The following is a 15396-nucleotide window of genomic DNA, read 5'->3' as shown; positions in this document are numbered from 1 at the left end:
CCGTTCTGAGCGCGAGATCTGGGACGCAGTTTCCGCCAAAGGCCGCAAAAGGAAAGCACGTCCCATTCTGACGCCGGATTCCGGGTCGCGCTTTCCCAAGCGACATCAAAGCGGAAAACGCATCCCACTCTGAAGCCAAATTCCGGGACGCAGTTTCCGCAGAACCCTACATAAAAGAAAAGGACCCCTTTGCAGAGGTCCTAGTCAATTCAAGGTGGCGGGGAAGGGAATCGAACCCCTGACACGAGGATTTTCAGTCCTCTGCTCTACCAACTGAGCTACCCAGCCATTTGAGGTGTGCCTTGTTTCAAGGCTTGATTAGTATAACCAAGGACGCGTTCCGGTCAACCGAGAATTTTAAAAAAGTTTTTGAGCACAGCCTCGGTTCTATAAATCGGCACGTCAGAGGCATCAGCCGGCAGCAAGAAGTTTTTCACTCAGAGCCGCACGGGCAAACTCACTTGGCGTCATCCCCTCGGCAGCCGCCCGTCGACGAATGGCCTCCTTCATTCCCAGAGGAATCTTGACCGACAGCGTTGCCGTCCCCTCACCTGAGAGTGGGGGCCGTCCATGCACGATCCCACCAACGGTGTGTTCGCCATCCGGAAACTCTCCGCGCTCGTACGACTCGCACCACGCGTCAATCATTTCATCCGTTACAACCTGACCATTAGCGGCCGTATACGTCTTGCCCATCATCGACCCCTCTGCCGAGCTCGCTCGATCTCTTGCCAGAATTTCTTCTGAACCGGAGACAGGGCATGAATAATGAGCCATCCACGAATTAGTTCGACCGCAACAAGTTCCACACTTCGACCATCTGGAAGCCATCCAATGGCAAGCCATCTCGGCGGCTCGTCCTCCGACTCGCGGCGAATGCACTCAGTAACCGCGAACCAGGCACCTAGTACCTGCTTTTCCGTCAAGTGTTTTTTGGCGTTCGGATGGATCTCAACATCCATGCATCTTCTCCTCCATCTTACCCAATTTCGTATGACGAAAGTCCGCTGTCGCCAATCTCTTACGCCGGCACTTGTTGGAGGGCGGGAGGTGTAGCGAGGATTGAAGGGCGTTCCAATACCGCCCAGGCACCGGGACAGGAACACATGTGCCAAGGACGGACGTTTTCGTAGCGCGCGAGGATATTGCCGTCGCGATCGATGAAGGCGATGTCGATGGGATAGGCCATAAAACACGTATGGACCGAAGAGCAGCGTGGAAACGCCATGACGAGCGGCAGGCCGTTGGCGGCAACCGGACGCCGTCCCAGCATGCCGCGCAGGCGCACGACAAACGACTCCGCCACCGCAAACTCGGCCGGCGTCCAACCCAGCCTGTTGAGTGCCCGCGCGTAGGCGACGTAGGACGAGACCGCGGTCACATGACCACCCCCGGACGCCATGGATCGACCGTCACCGCACGCTCGTGCGACAACGTTGTCGGCGCCCCCAGCGGAACGCCAGCGATGCTGAGAGAAGTCGGCCACGGCTCATAGTGCATGGTGCAGGTGTAGGTCCTAAACGTACCGGATAGGGAGAGCAGGCCACCATCCGATGCCTCCGCGCCTTGCTCGCTCGACACTTCGATCTGCAAGTCATAGCCTTCCATGGCATTCAGAATTTGAGTCTGAACCGTCGCCGAGGCATCGGCAGAGCTTTCGTCGCCCTCCCCCTCCGACGCCACGGCATGCGCTAGCACGATGTCGGGCACCACGCGGTCGAAGCGCGCGACAGCGCTGGCAAAGATCATGACGTTGTACACGATGAGTGCCAGCACCAGCAAAACGGGCGTAACCACTGCCATCTCCACCGTCGCTTGGGCGCGCTCCTCGCGCAGACGCATGCGGATACTCATTACGACCCACCGCCCAGAGCGCCAACCAGCGTGGCGACATCGACGGTGAGCGGGATGGAGCCGCCGCCGGGCAGAGGAATCTCCGCAAGTGTGAACACCGTACCGCTAATGGTGCGTTCGACTTGATATTCCAACGCCTCGCAAAGCGCCTTGGGATCGGTCACGCCCAACGGAATACTTCGCAGTTTGTCTTGCGCTTGAGAGAGACCCGCAATGTCAGACCCCGGACTCTTAATGATATTGGCGGAATCGGTCAGCACCGGCTTTCGCAGGCGCAAGTCGCACGGTTCCAAACCCAGCGCCGCCACGGACGCCGAAACGGTATCGCCGAGCCACGATGCGATGGAGCCCAACGCGCCGCTACCCCCTCCTAGGCCTTTAATCATCTCGTCCATAAGTTCGTCGGCTGAGCCTTGGATATCACCGTATCCCACGAGTAGCCGTCCCCAAACATCCATGACGCCGTCGAGCACGCCGGCAACGCCGCCCGAGCGTTCCTTCAATGTCGAGAAAAATCGCGAAAGCACGTTGTTTTGCGCCGTCGCCTCATCGGGCGCCAGCACCGCGGCAGAGATAGCACCGCGATCGCCAAGCCTGACTGCCGCGTTAAACGAGGAGTTAAGTTGATCGGGGCTGGTAATGTCGCCCGAAACTGCAAAGGCGACCACGCCGTTGCGGCCAGGTGGGGCGATACGCGGGCGCTCGCCGGAAAGCGCTTTAATGGCCTGGTCAAACGCATTGCCCGCACGGTCGGCCTCATCCTCGGTCTGACGCTCAAGTTCGAGTTCTTTGTTGCGGCATTCGACGTAGTCTTCCAGAGCCTCTTTGAACTTATCGAAGTGGTACTCGAAGCCCCTTTCGACAGAAGTCGTTGCAATCGCAACGTACCCTAAAGACGACACACCGAAATGGCATTCGCTACACGTTTCGTGACCGTCAAAATCTGCGACGGATGCCAGCCCACCCGGCTTTCCTTTTTTGTAATTTGGACAGTCAGTCCCATAATGCAAATAGGTAACTTTATCTACTTCACTCGTGGGCCAACGCGCATCGGTATAGAGTTCAGTCGTCCGCGCCTCATCTGGATTTCGCGGAAGGAAAGGGATGCGGGCGGAAACTTTGCCGTCCTTTTCAGTTATATATGCCCGCTCGACTTCTTCGCCCGCATAAGCGAAGAACACCTTTCGTGCAGCAGAATCTGCCTGTTTTTCCGGACCCTCGCCAAGCGGTTTCTCATTTGCCAGGCGCTGGCGATAGTAGGCCTTCGCGCGATCGAGCGCCACTTGCGGTTCCCACGTAACGCTCGAAGCGTAATGCGGATTTTGAGCACCAGAGAGATCCGTTAGACTTTTCACACGCTCCCACATGCAAGAACAGCTGCTGACCGAGCCCTTGTCAGACCCGCCACAATCCGCCAGCCAAGCGCGCTCTTTAGCCTTCGCCGTGTCCTCTGAAGCCTTCCGCAGCTCCTCGGCCGCACGCTCTAAATCATCTGATGTGTCTTTAATGGTATCGGTCGAGATCTCTGACCCTTTGAGCGCAGCGAAGTCCGACTCGGATGTCCTGGGCACGGCAAGCGCCGTACCGGTATAGGCCACACTATCGGTATCCTGCGCCGACACCGCCTGCGTGGCACGCGCGGCAATCAGATACGGCAGAGCCGTCTCGATTTTCTGCAAGCCTTCCGATGCGCTTTTGGCAAACTTGTTGCGCGTTTTAATGATCTCAATCCCGGTGTCGACCATATTGCCGGCAACTGGTTCGGCACCTGGGATGAGAATGGCAACCAGGCCCGTCCCGATTGTGGCAAACCCCGCTAGCCCCAGACTCAAGATGCTCGCATCAACCACCGTGGCAGCCGTGTGATAGGACGACACCACGTTGGCACCCGCCAGCGCGCCGCTATCGGCCGCCACCTGGGTATCCCCGGCACGCGACATGCTCCATATCGCCGCGGTCGACGAAAACAACAACGTGAGCACCACCAGGATGACCACGGCAGAAGAAAGCGTGGTGTAGGCACCGTCTTCGATAAACAGGTCGATACCGGCGCGGCCCATAAAGCCGCCTCGCTTGCGATGGCAGCTCGGACGGCGCGTCAAAACGCATCTAGACCAGAAACGCTTAATCCCATGCAGCAATCCACGAATCATAATCTCCCTCCAGCCATTCGGGACGCGATTGATACGAGACATCGACCTTGAGCTCAACGTAGCCGCCCTCGGCGGTACCACCCATAGCCTGCGCAAACGCACCGATCACAGGCAACGGCTTGACCTCGCCGGAAACGGACACGGACGAGACACCACCCGCACCGGCCCGGCCAAGCTCGATATCCCACGACAACGGCCCGCCGGCATGAAAGATCGAAACGTTAGGCACTGCGGCAAGCCGGCGGCGGGTGAACTCCTTAAGATCGTCGTCCTCCGCCGTCGTCGTGGTCATGAGCCGCGCGGTCTCGGCAGCGGCAGACTCCATGACCGCGCGCGTATAGAGCAAACACACCGGTTGCAGTGCGAGAAGAATGAGCATCAGAAACGTCGGCAGCAAAAAAGCAGCCTCGACCGTAGACTGCGCCCGGTCCTCGCGCGCGATATCAATACAACGCGATGTCCTTAGCGCCCGCAGCGGCGTCGATAACCGACGTCGAGGCAACGCCATGGGATGCCGCCCGCTCAACCAGCGCCGCCAAGTGCCCATCGGTGCCAGCACGCCAAAGCCCCGCAATCGCCAGCACGATCGATAACAGCGCCACCGTGACGATGGCGTATTCGACCGTCGCCTGGGCAGATTCCTCGCGCAGGACGTCATGCATTTCACGACCCCTCCTTTGAGCTTATTGTTTGCGGGGCCAGGCGCACCGCGCGCAGACGACACGAAGCATCGCCAGTATCCGCGGCAACCGTCACCATATCGACCCAGCCGCGCCCATCGCGCACAATGGCGCCCCATACGTTACCCTTAATATCGAGATAGCCGCTCAGGGCGAGCTGGGCCGTTGGCACCTCGCGGTAGGCGCGTAACATATCCGCCGCTGTCTCGGTCATCGGTCGGTCCTCGGACCATGCAAGCCGGACCGCAATCGCGTTGTCCTCAGGCGAATCCGTCGCAGTGCCAGACCGCTTGTCGAGCATCCGCAGAAAGGTTTGCGCCGTGACAGCGACATCCGAATCGTCCGCATCTCGCATCTCATCTTTTTGAGACGCCACCGCCGAATCTGAGCCCGAATCGAAGGCGGCCCCAGGACGCTGCTGCCGCGCGGCGTTTAGCCCCCAAAGCACCGCCGCTATCGCCACGGTCAGGCAAGCAAACACCAGCAGCACCCCGATGGGGCGCTCGCCCTCTACAGGCTGTTGATGCCCTCGCTGATCGCATCCCATAGCTCTTTAACCTTGCCCTTAAATGCGACGATGGCGATAATCGCGATCACCACGAGCACGCCGACCAAGATGGCATACTCGGTGGTACCCTGTGCACTCTCCTCCTGCAGTAGCTCCTTGGCGCGCTGACGAACATGTGCCGCCCGGCAAAACGCCCAGCCCTGGACCTTGCCAGCAGCGTCAGTCATCGTGTTCATGTATTCCTCCCTACATCATCCCGCCTGCTCCCAGCAGCGGGCCCAATATGGACAGAAGCAACGCCGGCAAGATGAGCGTGCCGGTGGGAATCAGCAGCTTGACGGGCGCACGCTCAATCTCACGCTCGACCGCGGCGCGATGAGCCGCACGGATCTCGCGACTTTGAGCGGCCAGTGTCTCGGCAAGTGGGGCACCCAGAGCGAGCGCCTGCCCCACCGTGATGGCAAAGGTCTCGAGCGCTCGCACGTCCAGGTCGCGTGCGGCGGCCAACAACTCGTCCTCACGCATGCCCACGCCCACCTGCCACGCCATGCAGGCCCGCTCAAGGCGAAGAGCCAGCACTGACCGGCGGTTGGCGCAGAAAATCTCAAGCGCTGCATCAAACGAAAGACCGGCCGAAAGACCCAAGCGCACAACATCGATCATCTCGGACACTTCGCCGAGCGAAACTCGCGCCGGGCCGCCCGCTCCAACCGCGCCCTTCACTCGCGCGGTCAGGGCATCGACCACCGAGCGACCCGCGGCAGCGACCAGCACCGCCTCGCGCTTGCAGGCCCCTGCGATCTTGCGCGCATCCGCCCGATCCAAACCCGTCGCGACAAATACACTCAGGGCGCACAGGCAAGCCGCAACTGCAACTGGGGCGCTCATAGCTCCACCCTCATAATGCGCCGGATAACCACCAGGGCAACGGCGTTGAGGGCAAGACCCAGCACCACAGCGCCCGCGCCGGCAGGCGTCGCAAGACCGCGACGAAAATCTGCCGAAAGCAGCGCCAACACCGCGCACATGCCCGCCGGCATCGCCGCGACCATATGCGCAGACATGCGAGCCTGCGACGTCTTAACATCCAGGCGGCGCTTGAGCTCAATGCGCTCCCCCACCATGCTCGACGCCTCGGACAGTAAGTCGGCAAGCGGAGCGCCAGTGCGCTGTGACACCTTAAGCGCCAAGGTCACAAGCGAAAGACCGGGGGCGTCGATGCGCACGAGCAAGTCATCGAGCGCGTCGGTCGCCGAGATGCCGCAATCGATCGCCGCCGCTACCCGCAAAAACTCGGTATGTACCGGCTCTTGCGCATGAGCGCCCACAAAGCGCATGCCCTGGGCCAGCGAATGTCCCGAGGCAAGCGACATGGAAAGTGCGGTAAACGCCTCGGGCATGGCCTCTTCTGCATCGTGTTGCTCGCGCCGGCTCTCAAAGCCATCCCGAGCGGCGCCAACGGCAATCGGAGCAACAAGTCCCAAGGCAAATCCGAGGGGCGATAACGACACCATCGTTAGTAAAACGCAGCAGACACCGCTCGATAGCAGCAGAAACGCCAAACACCCCGAAGCATCCTCGATCACGAGGCCAAGGCGATGCGCCGGAGCCAGCGATGCCCACGAACGGGCGATCTTTTTCAGCAGATCGTTTTCCACCAGCTCACGCGGCAGCTTCTCTGCCACCGTCTCGAGCGCCTGACGCGCCAGCTCCGCCGGCGGCACCTGCGGCACACGAGGTTCCGCCCCGCACGCCGTCGCAACAGAAAACCCTGCCAAACCCCCTACGACGAGGGGCACAGCGACCTCCATTCGTCCACCTCCTCTTGTGTGAGCGTCCCCGACCGCAGGCCTTCTGCGATAAACGGCGGCTCGCGGTCAAGCGTCCAGGTTCGCTCGGCGGCATCGAAAGTCACATAGCGCTCGAGTTCTACGCCGCCCGACGCGGCGCGACGCACCCCCGAATACGAGGAGACGAAACGCCTGCCATCGGCGTGGCGCTCGGACATCACGATGCCGTCGAGCGCCATGGCAATCTGCTCCTCGATGAGCTCGCTCGGCAGATCGATGCCATAACGTGCAAGCAACGTCAGACGCACCACGGTCTCCTGTTCTGAACCCGCATGAAGTGTGGTGAGCGACCCATCGTGGCCCGTGTTCATGGCCTGCAACATGTCGCAGCACTCGGCACCGCGCACCTCGCCCACCACGATGCGGTCGGGGCGCATGCGCAGGGCATTGGTCACCAGGTCGCGGATCGTCACCGCGCCCTCGCCCTCAATTGAAGCCTCGCGCGCCTCTAGGCGCACCACGTGCGGATGATGCGCAAACTTGAGCTCGGCAGAGTCCTCGATCGTCACGATGCGCTCGCCGGTGGAAATCTCGCATGACAACGCGTTGAGCAGGGTGGTCTTACCAGATCCCGTGCCTCCCGCAACCGCCAGGTCCTGTCGCAGCGACACCGCGCACGACAGCAGCTGCGCATACCAAAGCGGCAGCGACCCCAGCCCCACAAGCTCGTCCAGCGAGCAGATACGGTCCGAGAACTTTCGGATGGTGAGAATCGGTCCGTCAATCGCCACAGGCGGAATCACCGCGTTGACGCGATAGCCCGTTTTGAGGCGGGCGTTGACGATGGGGCTGCGCTCGTCGATACGGCGGCCAAGTGGCGAGATGATGCGGTCGATAAGCACACGGATCTGCTCATCATCCTCAAACGCACGCTCGATGGGGTACAAGACGCCGCCGCGTTCAAAGAAAGCCGAGCGGCAGCCGTTGATCATGATCTCGGTAACGGTGTCGTCCTCGATAAGCGGCTGCAACGGCCCCAAGCCCACCACGTCATCCAAAATCTCGTCGATGATGGTCTCGCGCTCGGGCGCCGCGAGATCGGTCGGCTCCTCAACATTGAGCGCCGCCTCCACCGCGGGACGCAATTCCGAGCGGGCAAGTACCGGGTCGGCATAGGCGCTGATACGCGCCACTTCGTCGTAACCTATGCGGTCCATCACGGCGCGCTTAGTGCGTCGTTTCACCGCGCGGCGACGCCCCGCATCTACAGGCGCTGCCGCCGCTGCAGCGCCGGCAGCCTTAATCCTCGTTTGCAGGCTCATCGCTGATCATCCTCGCGCGACCAGGGAAGGCGGATACGCGGGCGTTCGGTACGCGTTGCACGGTCGGCGACCATATCGCTCCAAGGGCCGACGGCGCACCCCAGTTCCACGAGCATCTCGCGCGTGGCCTCGCGCACGCTGGTCGCGAAAGCGCTCGTCTGACCCACTGCCTCGTCAGCGCGCCCAAACGCCATGAGCGCGGCGAGATCCTGCCCGCCATCGGCGATACGAATCTTGGAGCTCAACGCACAGGCAATCTCAAAGCGCATGGCGACGTCCTCGTCTGCTCCGCGCGCACCGAACCGGTTGAACACGGCGCTCATGCGCGTGCGCGGCACACCTACTCGACTCGCCAGTTCAATGACGCGCGACGCCGATGTCGCGGACGACACCGCAGCATCGCCAACGACCAGGCAACGGTCGCTCGCCGCCACCGCAGCCGCCACGGCGTCGCCCCAAAAGACCGAGGTATCGATAAAGACCACGTCGGATTCGCGACGCAGAACATCAAGTAGTAGCTCCACCGGACGTGCCATGAGCTCGGCTTGCTCGGGCGCCGCGACGGGACCCCAGAGCGTAACGCCTGGCGCCACGCGCATCGATGTGGCTACGATATCCGGCTCGGTGAGCGCGCCCGCCGCCGACGGCTCGATAAGTGCCGCCATATCGCGCGGAGCATCGACGCCTAACAAGTCGTAAAGGTTTCCAAACATCAGGTCCAGGTCGAGCACGGCGGCACGCAAGCCCAACAGCGACGATGTGTGTGCCATGGTGGCAACGATCGTCGACTTGCCGCAACCGCCCGAACCCGAAATGGCGCAGATGACCGGAGCTCGATGCTGCGGAGCGGCAGCGTCTGCCGGCGGCATCGGAGGCGGCGGGGCGGGCGTCGGCGACAGCGTCCCCGTCTCCCCCGCCGCAACCACACGCTGCGTCCAAGCCGGCATGGCAGCTTGTTCGGTCTGCAAGGCAGGCTCGTTCTGCGCAATCTGCTCATGCTGCATCAGCGACAACTCGCCGCACCCGGCAAAGCCCTCAACTTCGTCGAGTTCATCCGCCAGATTCACGCCGTGCACGTATCCCATATCTACAGCCGGGGAGTCGCCAGCATGCTGTGCCGGCCCTCCAGCGTCATCGTATACAAGGGGGTTCCGGGGGCGCCGACCATGCTCGGCTTCCGCTTTTCCATAATCATCAACACGCGGGCCTCTTGTAGCGCGAGGCGCCCCGGGTTCCCTATCAACAAAAGCATCGGGCTCAATCGTCATGCGCCGATCGGAATCAACCGCTCCCTCGCCCGCGCGCCCGTTGCCGCATATACTGTGCGCAGCGATGACCTCGGTCGCCCCCGCGCGAAACAGTCCCTCGATATCCGACGGATCGAGCGCTTCTATCAACACGACCACGCGACTCACGCGGCCTTCGGCCGTCAGGCGCGCAACAGTCTTGCGCACATCTTCGGTATCAAACAGAGACGCCGCGATGATGGCAGCCCCGCGGCGCGACGGAAACGCCCGCGCCATGGAAACCAGCCCGTCCAGGTCACCCACGCGAAGCACCTGTGCACCCGCATCACGGCCCTCGACTTCCTGCTGCAACAGCCCGTAATCGCCGCACGCGCAGCACGCAAGCCAGATCGCCTTCATCACTCGTCGCCTCCGCTCTTTTTGCCGCGCGCCGTGGCGGGAATCGTCAAGCTGACCGTTCCCTTGCCCGATGCCCCCAGCAGTTCCTTGACGTCTTCGGGGTCAGCCGCCAGCGTCACCCATTCGATCTTGCCCTCGCGCGTGGCACCGGAATCTTCACTGGTATCGATCACGTACGCGCCGCACAGCCGATCGGTTACGCCGTCTTTTTGCACATACACATCCACGTAGCTGCCCACGCCCGTAGCACCGCCGACCGAGTGCTCGGCATCGACCGCCACCGAAACGGCGACCTTGCCCTTAGGCACCTCGAGCTTGTGGCTCTCGGCCTTGGTGTAGACATTGCAGATCACGGCGTTTTTGGGAATACGCGAAGTCGTCACGTCGCCGCGCACCTGGCGCAGCTCGGTCGCCGCGTCACGCGGCAGCAAACTCGTCAGCCATTCCTGGGTTATGACATTGGTCTCATCGAGGGTCTCGCCCACATCGATATCGCGCGCCGCGACGCATACCTCGACGCGATCGCCACCGTACTTGGCCAAGGTCTCAGCCTGGACCTGTTCGGCTTGCGAGCGGATCGACGAGCCGTAAACCATGCAGAGCAGAGCAGCGAGCACGCCCGCGACCAGACTGATGGCGATGCGCTTGCTCTTGTTCACGGCCGCTCCTCTCATGGCAGTGCCGGGCGAATGCCCGTACCACCATTGTCTGGGTGGTCAGAGTGCAAAGCGGCGCAATCGCGATCTTGGTTTTCGATGTCAAACCAATCGCTGACCAAAAGCTGACCAGCCCGTCAAGCTCGTGGCAAGGTTTTGGTCAGCACGTCAGCAAACTGCATGTTTCGAGGCTTTTCCGCAGCAAAAAAGCCGTCTCCCGAACAGTTGGGAGACGGCTGTCATAGGAAAAATCAATTACAGATGAACATCGGGATCGAGCATTTGAGCGCTCACGCGCATGGATGACGCCAGGTTTTGGAACGTTTCCAAACGCAGGCTGTCAATCTGTCCGGCGTCCTCGGCCTCGCGAACGGCGCAACCCGGCTCATGGGTATGCGTGCAATCGCCAAACCGGCACGCGCGCGATGCCTCGACAATCTCGGGGAAGGCGCGCGCCAGACCCCGCTCGTGACCCACGAGCGGTAGGCTGCGCAGGCCCGGGGCATCGGCGATCACGCCGGCGTCGCCCGGCAGCGCCACCATCACGCGCGCGACGGTAGTGTGACGGCCCTGGTCGTCGCGTTCGCGCACACCGCCGGTCGCCAACGTATCGTGGCCCAGCAGTGCATTGAGCAGCGTCGACTTGCCGGCACCCGACTCGCCCAGAATCATGGCGCAGCTCCCGGCAGGCACGCAGGAACGGACCTCGTCCAGGCCGCGGCCCTCGGCAGAGGACGTAACGATCACGCGTACGTCCGGACCCACCAGGCGGCGCACGCGGTCCAGATCGCGCTCGAGCTCCCCGGCATCGCAGCGGTCAGCTTTGGTGAGCACCACCGCCGGCTCGGCATCGCAGTCGAGCGCCAACACCAGTGAGCGCGCCACGCGATCGAGCAGCACCTCGCCGGCACCGAGCGCCTGCACGATTAGCACGCTATCCACGTTGGAGCAGAGCACCTGGCGCTCTCCGCGGGCACGACCGCGCCAACGCTCAAAGCTCGTACGGCGCGGCAGCACGCACTCAATCACGCCCATATCGTGCCCGGGAGCGCGGCGCACCGCCACACGGTCGCCCACGGCAGGCAGCAGGACCTCGTCCTCGCCGCGCGACTTGGCAAACCCCACGGCATGCTCGGCGCGAAAGGTGTCGTCGGCAGTCGCCACCAGCGGAAACCCGCGATCCAAGCGCACCACGGCGCCAAGCTGCATCTGCTCGGGCTCCTCGGCATGTGCGCAAAAGTCGTCAAATGCCGCCTGCTGAGCTTCATCGACCGGCAGGTCATCGAACGCCGGAACATCCTGCAGCGCATCGAGTCCCGGCACGCTTGCCAGCAGCTCCTCAGCAGACGCGGGGGCCTCGGTCGCAAGCTTCCGACGACGATCGCGCTTAGCCCGCGCCCCCGTCGTCTTTTTCTTCGCCTTAGCCTTCGCCTTGCCCACAAGCGCCTCCCAGCACCATAAATCACAACTGAGCAGGTATTTTACCCACAAAAAAGAGCCGGTCGAGCAAACGCTCGACCGGCTCACACACTTTCCCTCAGCCAATGGTCCCGAGAGGCTATTCAAAGGCCCGACGCCGGGAGGGGTTTCTTCTGAGCGATCCCGCAGCGCGAAGCGCGAGGACCAGCGAAGAAGAAACCCCGCAGGCGGTCGGGCCGGTGGGAAGGATGGCCTTTCGACCTACTCCTTCTCCACAGCGCGCATGATCGCCTTGTAGATCTCCATCAGCGGGATGATCAGGAAGGCCAGGCCCAGCGCGGCAAGAACGCCCTTGAGCTCAAGCGTCACAGGGCCAAAGAACATCTCGGCAAGCGTCGGCTGCACGGTCACAATCACCGTCAGCACCAGTGCCAGCGCGGCAGAAGCCCACAGCCACTTGTTCTGCTTCTTCATGGTGAACAGCGACGCACGACGGCTGCGCATATTGAAGCAGTGGAAAATCTCGACCATGTTGAGTGTGATGAACGCCATCATCACGCCTTCCTCGTCGGCATTGCCGGCGATCATATCGGCGATGTGGATGTAGCCCATGTCAAAGTACACGCCCACAAAGAAGCTCGCCAGCACCAGCACGGTGATGATCAGGCCTTGGACCACGCAGTCCAGACCCATATGTCCGGCAAAGACGCCGTCCTTGGCGTTGCGCGGCTTGCGCTTCATGATGTCGCCCTCGGCGTCCTCCATGCCCAGCGCGAGCGCGGGGAAACAGTCGGTGACCAGGTTCACCCACAGCAGCTGCACCGGCTGGAAGATGGTAAAGCCGATGAGCGTGGCGATGAACACCGAGAAGACCTCGGCAAGGTTAGCCGAAAGCAGGAACTGGATGACCTTACGAATGTTGTCGTAGATACGACGGCCCTCTTCGCAGGCACCGATGATGGTGGCGAAATTGTCGTCGGCGAGCACCATGTCGGCGACGTTCTTGGTGACGTCGGTACCAGTAATGCCCATGCCCACGCCGATGTCGGCGCGCTTGATGGACGGGGCGTCGTTGACGCCGTCGCCCGTCATGGCCACGATCTGGTCGCGCGACTTCCAAGCCTCGACGATGCGGGTCTTGTGCTCGGGTTGGACGCGGGCGTACACGCCGTAGTCCTCGATGTGCGCGTCGAGTTCCTCGTCGCTCATGCGATCGAGGTCGGCACCGGTGATGGCATGGTTGCGATCGGTGACGATGCCCAGCTGCTTGGCGATGGCCACGGCGGTGTCGATGTGGTCGCCCGTGATCATGACGGTGCGAATACCGGCATCGTGGGCCTCGCGGATGGCGTCGGCGACCTCGGGGCGGACAGGGTCAATCATGCCGGACAGGCCGCAGAAGACCAGGTCGTGCTCGAGCGCAGCGGGGCTGCAGTCGCTCGGGACCTCGGTGTAGGTGCGGCTTGCCAGCGCCAGCACGCGCAGGGCCTCGTCGGCCATGGCCTTGTTGGCGGCCACGAGCTCGGCGCGACGCTCCTCGGTCAGCGGAACGACCTTGTCGCCGTCGTAGATATGGGTGCACAGGCCGATCACCACGTCGGGCGCGCCCTTGGTGTACTGCTCATACTCGCCGTCCAGGGTCTCGACGACCACGGACATCATCTTACGGCCCGAGTCGAACGGGGCCTCGCCCACGCGCGGGTGCTCGGCAGTCAGGCCAGTGAGGCCCGCCTTGCCGGCGTCGTTGACGAGCGCGCACTCAGTCGGCTCGCCCACGGCCTCGCCCAGCTCCTCGTCCCACTGGGCATCGGAGCACAGAGCCATGCCGGCCAGGAACTTCTCCTTAGGCGCGGCGAGCTCGTGCTTGACGACGGTCATCTTGTTTTGGGTAAGGGTACCGGTCTTGTCGGAGCAGATGGTCTGCGTGCAGCCGAGAGTCTCGACGGCAGAGAGCTTGCGGATGATTGCCTGACGCTTGGCCATCTTGGTCACGCCAAGCGACAGCACGATGGTCACGACGGCGACCAGGCCCTCGGGGATGGCAGCGACGGCAAGCGAGACGGCGACCATAAAGGTATCGAGCAGGGCGGTCGGGTCGGTAAGAACGTTGCCCACGCCGTGGCGGATGATATCGACGCCAAAGATAACGACGCAGATGACGATAACCATGATGGTGAGGATGCGGCTGAGCTCGGCAAGCTTCACCTGCAGCGGCGTGAGCTCTTCCTTGGCCTCGGCCAGGGCGCCGGCGATCTTACCCATCTCGGTGTTCATGCCGGTGCCGACCACGACGGCGCGGCCGCGGCCGTATACCACGGTGGAACCCATGTAGCACATGTTCTTGCGGTCGCCGAGCGGCACGTCGTCGGTGCCGGCGGCGAGCTCGATCACGTTGGCATGCTTCTCGACGGGCACGGACTCGCCGGTAAGGGCGGCCTCCTCGATCTTCATCGTGGCGCTCTCGAGCACACGGCAGTCGGCCGGGACGGAGTCGCCCGCCTCGAGCATGATCACATCGCCGGGCACGAGCTCGGCGCTCGGCAGGTGCACGAGCTTGCCGTCGCGCAGCACCTTGGACTGCGCCGCGCTCATCTCCTGCAGGGCTTCGAGGGCCTCCTCGCTTTTAGCCTCCTGGACCACGCCCAGCACCGAGTTGACGATAACGACGAACATGATGATGGCGACATCGGCAAAGTCCGCCTCGCCCTTGACCATGCCCGTGAGCGCGCTGATGACGGCGGCAACGATCAGCATGATGACCATGGGGTCGGCCATCTGCTCAAAGAAGCGCTTCCACAACGGGGTCTTCTCGGCTTCCTCGAGCTTGTTAGGGCCTGTCTTGGCGAGGCGCGACGACGCCTCGTCGTTGCTCAGGCCGAGGTTCTCATCGACACCTTGGTCGCTGAGAACCTCCGCCGCGGCGGACAGGTATTCCTTTTGCATATAGAGTCCCCTCCTGGGATTCGGGCCACTCAGCAGATTGATGCCCGATCATAATTCCCAGGAGAAGGGCAAGGGCTCATCAAGGCTGCCGTGCTGAGCGGCAGTTGATAGTGGGGCTATGGTACCCCAAAGCGGCGCGTCTAGCCAAAACATTCCAATTGGAAACACGGCTCGAGTGCAACGATGCAGACCGTGTGATGCTCAACATTGATAAAACGTTTTTTCTTCGGTGCATCATCAAACTGAAATATCGCCCAGATAGCAGCGGTTAGAACGGTTGGTAAAGTTTTTGCATATACCGTTTTTACCGCAAAAAATGAACTTCTAATTCGGCATACGGTCGATTTTTTGGGGTATTCGGTCGGCATTTCGTTATAATCATCTCAGTTTTATTTCTTATGGTTTATCTATCAGCGCAAGACGAT

Annotated in this window: 16 protein-coding genes and 1 tRNA gene; all 17 read right to left on the bottom strand. The window is 62.0% G+C overall.

Annotated elements, in window-relative coordinates; translation table 11 throughout:
• Window positions 1-215: 215 nt before the first annotated feature.
• Window positions 216-288 (bottom strand) — tRNA-Phe (locus tag ARB25_RS03760).
• A gap of 123 nt (window positions 289-411) precedes the next feature.
• Window positions 412-696 carry an ATP-binding protein gene (locus tag ARB25_RS03755; protein ID WP_035137167.1) on the bottom strand — a complete coding sequence of 95 codons (285 nt, stop codon included), beginning with the start codon at window positions 694-696 and terminating at the stop codon, window positions 412-414.
• Window positions 696-962, bottom strand: coding sequence for a hypothetical protein (locus tag ARB25_RS03750; protein WP_035136816.1), 267 nt, complete (start codon window positions 960-962; stop codon window positions 696-698). The genes ARB25_RS03755 and ARB25_RS03750 overlap by 1 nt, the downstream gene beginning before the upstream one ends.
• 59 nt (window positions 963-1021) lie before the next feature.
• On the bottom strand, window positions 1022-1402 hold the full coding sequence (locus ARB25_RS03745; protein WP_070100730.1) for a DUF192 domain-containing protein: 381 nt from the start codon (window positions 1400-1402) through the stop codon (window positions 1022-1024).
• Entirely contained in the window at window positions 1378-1854 is a 477-nt protein-coding gene (locus ARB25_RS03740; RefSeq protein ID WP_055285913.1) for a TadE/TadG family type IV pilus assembly protein, read from the bottom strand. The genes ARB25_RS03745 and ARB25_RS03740 overlap by 25 nt, the downstream gene beginning before the upstream one ends.
• Complete coding sequence (locus tag ARB25_RS03735) at window positions 1854-4007, bottom strand: hypothetical protein (protein ID WP_253276041.1); 2154 nt, start codon at window positions 4005-4007, stop codon at window positions 1854-1856. The genes ARB25_RS03740 and ARB25_RS03735 overlap by 1 nt, the downstream gene beginning before the upstream one ends.
• Entirely contained in the window at window positions 3979-4515 is a 537-nt protein-coding gene (locus tag ARB25_RS03730; protein ID WP_082421851.1) for a TadE/TadG family type IV pilus assembly protein, read from the bottom strand. Before ARB25_RS03730 ends, ARB25_RS03735 begins: the two co-directional genes overlap by 29 nt.
• Window positions 4451-4669, bottom strand: coding sequence for a hypothetical protein (locus tag ARB25_RS03725; protein ID WP_055285909.1), 219 nt, complete (start codon window positions 4667-4669; stop codon window positions 4451-4453). The genes ARB25_RS03730 and ARB25_RS03725 overlap by 65 nt, the downstream gene beginning before the upstream one ends.
• 1 nt (window position 4670) lies before the next feature.
• Window positions 4671-5234 carry a hypothetical protein gene (locus ARB25_RS03720; protein WP_055285908.1) on the bottom strand — a complete coding sequence of 188 codons (564 nt, stop codon included), beginning with the start codon at window positions 5232-5234 and terminating at the stop codon, window positions 4671-4673.
• On the bottom strand, window positions 5198-5431 hold the full coding sequence (locus ARB25_RS03715) for a hypothetical protein (RefSeq protein WP_138374415.1): 234 nt from the start codon (window positions 5429-5431) through the stop codon (window positions 5198-5200). Before ARB25_RS03715 ends, ARB25_RS03720 begins: the two co-directional genes overlap by 37 nt.
• A 10-nt stretch (window positions 5432-5441) precedes the next feature.
• Window positions 5442-6083, bottom strand: coding sequence for a type II secretion system F family protein (locus tag ARB25_RS03710; protein WP_055285906.1), 642 nt, complete (start codon window positions 6081-6083; stop codon window positions 5442-5444).
• Window positions 6080-6973 carry a type II secretion system F family protein gene (locus ARB25_RS03705; protein ID WP_253276040.1) on the bottom strand — a complete coding sequence of 298 codons (894 nt, stop codon included), beginning with the start codon at window positions 6971-6973 and terminating at the stop codon, window positions 6080-6082. The genes ARB25_RS03710 and ARB25_RS03705 overlap by 4 nt, the downstream gene beginning before the upstream one ends.
• A gap of 5 nt (window positions 6974-6978) precedes the next feature.
• Entirely contained in the window at window positions 6979-8307 is a 1329-nt protein-coding gene (locus tag ARB25_RS03700) for a TadA family conjugal transfer-associated ATPase (protein ID WP_156327675.1), read from the bottom strand.
• A complete protein-coding gene (locus ARB25_RS03695; protein WP_055285902.1) occupies window positions 8304-9953 on the bottom strand; it encodes a nucleotide-binding protein in 1650 nt (549 codons plus the stop codon). Before ARB25_RS03695 ends, ARB25_RS03700 begins: the two co-directional genes overlap by 4 nt.
• Window positions 9953-10612, bottom strand: a complete 660-nt coding sequence (gene cpaB, locus ARB25_RS03690; protein WP_022094089.1) for a Flp pilus assembly protein CpaB — start codon at window positions 10610-10612, stop codon at window positions 9953-9955. Before cpaB ends, ARB25_RS03695 begins: the two co-directional genes overlap by 1 nt.
• A 252-nt stretch (window positions 10613-10864) precedes the next feature.
• The gene (gene rsgA / locus ARB25_RS03685) at window positions 10865-11818 is read right to left on the bottom strand and encodes a ribosome small subunit-dependent GTPase A (protein ID WP_172676317.1); all 954 of its coding nucleotides are present in this window, start codon (window positions 11816-11818) and stop codon (window positions 10865-10867) included.
• A gap of 471 nt (window positions 11819-12289) precedes the next feature.
• Window positions 12290-14971 carry a cation-translocating P-type ATPase gene (locus ARB25_RS03680; protein WP_055285896.1) on the bottom strand — a complete coding sequence of 894 codons (2682 nt, stop codon included), beginning with the start codon at window positions 14969-14971 and terminating at the stop codon, window positions 12290-12292.
• Window positions 14972-15396 lie beyond the last annotated feature (425 nt).

Origin of the sequence: Collinsella aerofaciens (assembly GCF_001405375.1) — a bacterium.
GTDB lineage: Bacteria > Actinomycetota > Coriobacteriia > Coriobacteriales > Coriobacteriaceae > Collinsella > Collinsella aerofaciens_F.
The sequence above is the reverse complement of the archived record's forward strand: the minus strand, read 5'-3'. Positions and strand labels throughout refer to the sequence as shown.